This is a genomic window from Tabrizicola soli (genome assembly GCF_015999335.1).
Lineage (GTDB): Bacteria > Pseudomonadota > Alphaproteobacteria > Rhodobacterales > Rhodobacteraceae > Tabrizicola > Tabrizicola soli.
The window spans coordinates 1-1,247 of record NZ_JAEACP010000053.1 but is presented as its reverse complement, the minus strand read 5'-3'; the positions used below and the strand labels follow the sequence as shown (position 1 = coordinate 1,247).

1 pseudogene is annotated in these 1,247 nt (G+C 62.9%); it reads left to right on the top strand.

What is annotated here, in order from left to right:
- Positions 1–38 precede the first annotated feature (38 nt).
- Positions 39–1,227: pseudogene (locus I7S92_RS22970) on the top strand (IS3 family transposase).
- Positions 1,228–1,247 lie beyond the last annotated feature (20 nt).

Below are 1,247 nucleotides of genomic sequence, written 5' to 3'. Positions count from 1 at the left end.
ATCTGCGATTAGAGTCCGGCCCATGGAGAGGACGGACGATGAAGAAGGCACGACTGACGGAAGAGCAGATCATTGGCATCCTGCAGGAGCACGAAGTCGGCGCGAAGTGTGCTGATCTGTGCCGCAAGCACGGGATGTCGGAGGGGACGTTCTATGCCTGGAAGGCGAAGTATTCCGGGATGACGGTATCGGAGGCCAAGCGGCTGAAGGCGCTGGAGGACGAGAACGCCAAGCTGAAGAAGCTCTTGGCCGAGCAGATGCTCGACATGGCGGCGATGAAGGAACTGCTGTCAAAAAAATGGTGACGCCCGCTGTTAAGCGCGAGGCTGTCGCGCATCTGAAGGCCCATCTCGGGCTGTCGGAACGGCGGGCGTGCAAGATTGCCGGGGCGGACCGCAAGATGGTGCGCTACCAGTCGCAAAGCGCACCGGACACGGCGCTGCGAGGGCGGTTGCGGGATCTGGCGAACGAGCGGCGCAGGTTTGGCTACCGGCGTCTCTTCGTGCTCTTGCGGCGCGAGGGGGAGGCGTCTGGGATCAACCGCATCTACCGGCTCTACCGCGAGGAAGGGTTAACCGTCCGTAAACGCAAAGCACGCCGCAAGGCCATCGGCACAGGGCCCCGATCTTGATCGAGGCACGGGCCAATGCGCGCTGGTCGCTGGATTTCGTCCATGACCAGTTCGCCTGCGGGCGGCGCTTCAGGGTGCTGAACGTGGTCGATGACGTCACGCGGGAGTGCCTTGCCGCGATCCCCGATACTTCGATCTCGGGCCGCCGTGTTGCGCGGGAGCTGACAGCCTTGATCGAACGCCGCGGCAGGCCCGGAATGATCGTGTCAGACAACGGGACCGAACTGACTTCGAACGCGATCCTGAAGTGGTGCGCCGAGCACAAGGTCGAATGGCACTACATCGCGCCTGGCAAGCCGATGCAGAACGGTTTCGTCGAAAGCTTCAACGGCAGGATGCGGGACGAGTTCTTGAACGAGACGCTGTTCCGCAACCTGGCACATGCCCGCGATCTGATCGCCGAGTGGGTCACCGACTACAACACCGCGCGGCCCCATTCAGCCCTCGGCTACCAGACGCCTACAGGCTTCGCCCTGCACCTGACCACCGCAATCGCCCGACCCGCTGCACGCGATGACAGTTCCGCGCGTCGGGCGATTGCTCAACCCACGCCGACAGGCGTAAATCAAAAACCGGCTCCGGTCGCAGCTGGATGAAAGTTCAGTGGCAGGTCACC